The organism is uncultured Prevotella sp., assembly GCF_946407605.1.
In the GTDB taxonomy this organism is placed as follows: domain Bacteria; phylum Bacteroidota; class Bacteroidia; order Bacteroidales; family Bacteroidaceae; genus Prevotella.
Map to the genome: position 1 here is coordinate 1 of NZ_CAMJOS010000070.1, position 3,846 is coordinate 3,846.

Here is a 3,846-nt window from a genome sequence, read left to right on the forward strand (position 1 = left end):
TATGAAAACCAAGAATATCATACATCAAGTGGTGGCAGCAGGACTATTCTCCCTCATTCTTCCTCCCTCCTCCCTCCTCCTTACATCATGCGCCGACTTCCTCGACACCGAGTCGCCCTCGCAGCAGACCTCACAGGTTATTTATGAGAATGAGGGAATGGCCCGCTCTGCCATCATGGGTGTCTATAGCGACTTGGCAGGCACATACGTCTATGGACAGAAAATGTCCGTCAACTGGCAGGGCGTCAGCGACATCGAACTGGCCAGCGGCTATAACAGTGACCCTTCTAAGGAGCTGACCAGCGACACGGGAGCTGCCAATTACTATAGCGACTGGTACAACCATACCGTGCAGTGGCAATATATCTTTAAGATGGCCGAGCGTGCAGCAACGGCCGTAGAGGGCATCCGCAACAGCACTGCCTTCAAGAGTGGCAACAAGACCATGCAACGCTATCTGGGTGAGGCACTGACATTGCGCTCGATAGCTTACTTCGAACTGGTGCGCCGCTGGGGCGACATTCCCTATAAGGAGGGCACGTCGAAGAGCGACCTTTCGAACGTCTATGCCGGCAAGACCAGTCGCGACGAAATCTATGCCGCCCTGGTGCGCGACATGCAGGAGGCCATCGAATATCTGCCATGGATGGGTGAGGTGACAGACTATACCTGTGAACGCATCACCAAAGGCTTTGCCAAAGGTCTGTTGGCACGTATCGCACTGTTTGCTGGTGGCTGGAGCGTGCGCGACGGCAATCAGTTTACCGATGACTCGAATATCGAACACTACCCCACTGGTGTTGCAGGCATGGGCGAGATGAACGGCTTCTATGTGGGACGTGTCAAGAACTGGAAGGACTACTACAAGATTGCTGAACAGCAGTGTGCCGAAATCATTGGCGACGGCCAGAATCCTCACCAGCTCGATCCCGACTACGGACACATCTGGAGTACCGTCTGCCATCTGGACTATAACGGCTTTGGCGAGAACATGTTTGAGGTGGCCAACGGACTGGGGTATAGTGGTGACGTAGGTACGCTGATGGGACGCGAGATGGATGGCAACATCGGTTTCGGTAATACGGGCTGGGGCGCCAGCTATGTGGCTACCAACGGCTACTACTTCTATTCGTTCACACCCACCGACCAGCGCCGCGACTATGCCTGCTGGTGGCCTAAATTCACGAAGGAGAGCAACCAGCTGGGCGAGCAGATGCGTGGCGACATGCTGAACGTACACTTAGGCAAGTGGTGTTATTTCTGGACCAACGATGCTTATAAGGCACTGGCCAAGGCTGCCAGCGGACGCCCCAACACAGGTATCAACTGGATTCTGATGCGCTACAGCGATGTGCTGCTGATGTTTGCCGAGGCACGTTTTGCTTTGGAGGGAGCCGACACGCAGAGCACGGTGGCAGGCATCTCGGCTCGCGAAGCCTTAGAGAAAGTACGCGAACGTGCCTTCGGTGCTGGCTCACCTGAAATCAAAAACTACGACAGCGACTTCTTCAATGCTATTGTCAACGAACGGGCATGGGAGTTTGGCGGTGAGGGTATCCGTAAACTCGACCTGGTACGCTGGGGACTGCTCGATCAGAAGATAGAGGAAATGAAGGAGGCACTGGTGAAGATCTACGACGGCCAGCAGACGGTCAAGATTTTCGACAAGACCTACGAGCCCAACCAGTTCCCCGACAAAGTCTATTATAAGATGCATACCGGCGAGAGCGGTTATCCCGAGGTGGACATTGCGTCAGTTAACTTCTACCGCCAACTGAATGCCAATCCCGATCCCGACCAGTACAAGGAACTGACCTGGGTACGCAAGGAGAACAACGAGAACGATGTAGTCACCCGATCGGTACGCATCCTGCTCTGTGCCACGGGCTTGCGCGCCAGCTACGACTATAGCGCTTTACTGGGACAACTGCAGTATGGTCAGCAGATTCAGGAGAAGCTGGCAACGTATATCATGGGCAACAAGGTATGCAACTACCGCCACTTCTTCTCCATCTACTACGACGACATCTACAAGTCGAATGGCTACCTGAAGAACTCGTATGGCTATGACCACAGCGTGGAGTGATGCGGACGAAGCCCTGAATAATAAATAAAAAAGAAAAAAGAAGAGTTATGAAAACCGAGATAAGAAAAGAATATAGAAGCCCGAAAGGTTTTATATCTTATATTTTATATTTTATATTTAGTATGATGCTCGCATCATGCACCGAGGATGCCAACGATTGGGCAGTCGACAAAAGCTACGACCGGCTGTATCGTACCACCCATTTCGAAATGGAGAAGGCTATGGCGACATCTGTCGTACTGAAGTTCAACGGTGTGGCCGAGGCTACGAAATACGTCTTCGAGTTTAGTCTTGACAGCATGCAGTTTGCTGACATCATACGTACTGAGGAGGTGAAGGCCGATACGCTGACACCCTATAGTGCAGGTAAGACTGCCGTGCAGACCGAATATCTGAAGCTGTTCGAAGACCTCTATGGCACCACACGCTATTCGACCCGCATCAAAGCCATCAACGAGCGAACGGGAAGTGAATCGGGCTGGTACGGACTGAGTTTCATGACACCTGCCGAGCAAATCTTTACTTCCGTCACACCAGGTATCAACGATGTCAATCTGCGCTGGGAGGCCGACAAAGCCGTATCAGACATCAAGATAGGACAATTGTCGGGCAAAGACACCACATGGATACAGTCCATTAGCGTGACTGCTGCCATGCAGCAGGCTGGCGAGACGTCCGTTGGCGAACTGACGCCCGGCACGAACTATATAGCACAGATTCTGAACAACGGTTTCCTGCGTGGCACGTGGAAGTTCCGAACCCTCGGCTCAGCCGTCGGACAGACCATCGAAGTCAATCCTGGCGACGACCTGCTGACGCTGCTCACTGAGGCTACCGACGAGACTGTGACGCTTATCTTCACTGGCGGTCAGGAGTACGACATCGAGAACCAGCTGCGCATTCCTGAGAATGCCGTCAACGTCTATTTTGCAGGCAAGACGGTCAACGGCCAGAAGCCTGTGCTGAACATGACCAAGGGACTGCGTCTCTCTGGCAACAAGGGTAACATCTGCTTCCAGTCCGTCATCATTGACGACAAGATGGGCGAGGCCTACTGGTTCAATCCCGACAAGAACAACGTCGACACCTATAGCTTCCAGGGCTGCGAAATCCGCAACATTCCACGCACACTGGTCTATGTCAACAACGACGATGTGACGTTCCGCCAGATTCTCATCGACGACTGCATCGTCTATAACGTTGGAACCAGTGGCTACGGCATGATTAATATTGGTAAGAATACTACTACGATGGAGACAATCAGCATCACCAACTCCACACTGTGCGAGATTGGAGACCAGACCATGGACCTGCGCTGTCTGATAGATCTCTTCAAGTTCGACCGCTGCATCTTCTGCAACTACACCACCAAACTGCAGAAATGGATTCGTGCCGACAACAAACGTGCACCAAAGGAGGCTCAGGTCACCAACTCCATCTTCTGTGGACCCAACGGTGGTCAGAAGATGAATGCAGGCTACAACGACTACTCCGGTTGGCTCGAGTTCTCTGGCTGCTACCTGACCAGCGACTTCCCTGAAGATGCACGTCCCTTCACCAATGCCATGCACCTCAACATCACTACCGACGAACTGTTTGCAGACCCACAAAACCTCGACTTCCATCTCAAGGATGGTGTCACCTTCAAGGGCAAGGGCCAGGCTGGCGACCCCCGCTGGTGGTAAGAAATAACATATTTGATTTGTTTTTTGTAAGTTAGTTTAGTTTATTAAAATCCTTTTCAGAGCGGGTACTCGAGA

General features: G+C 52.3%; 2 protein-coding genes. Both read left to right on the plus strand.

Features of this window, described 5'->3' with window-relative positions; genetic code table 11:
• The first annotated feature begins 1 nt into the window (after nucleotide 1).
• On the plus strand, nucleotides 2–2,086 hold the full coding sequence (locus tag Q0R57_RS14570; protein WP_294749209.1) for a RagB/SusD family nutrient uptake outer membrane protein: 2,085 nt from the start codon (nucleotides 2–4) through the stop codon (nucleotides 2,084–2,086).
• Nucleotides 2,087–2,208: 122 nt separating this feature from the next.
• A complete protein-coding gene (locus Q0R57_RS14575; RefSeq protein ID WP_294749211.1) occupies nucleotides 2,209–3,771 on the plus strand; it encodes a DUF4957 domain-containing protein in 1,563 nt (520 codons plus the stop codon).
• Nucleotides 3,772–3,846 lie beyond the last annotated feature (75 nt).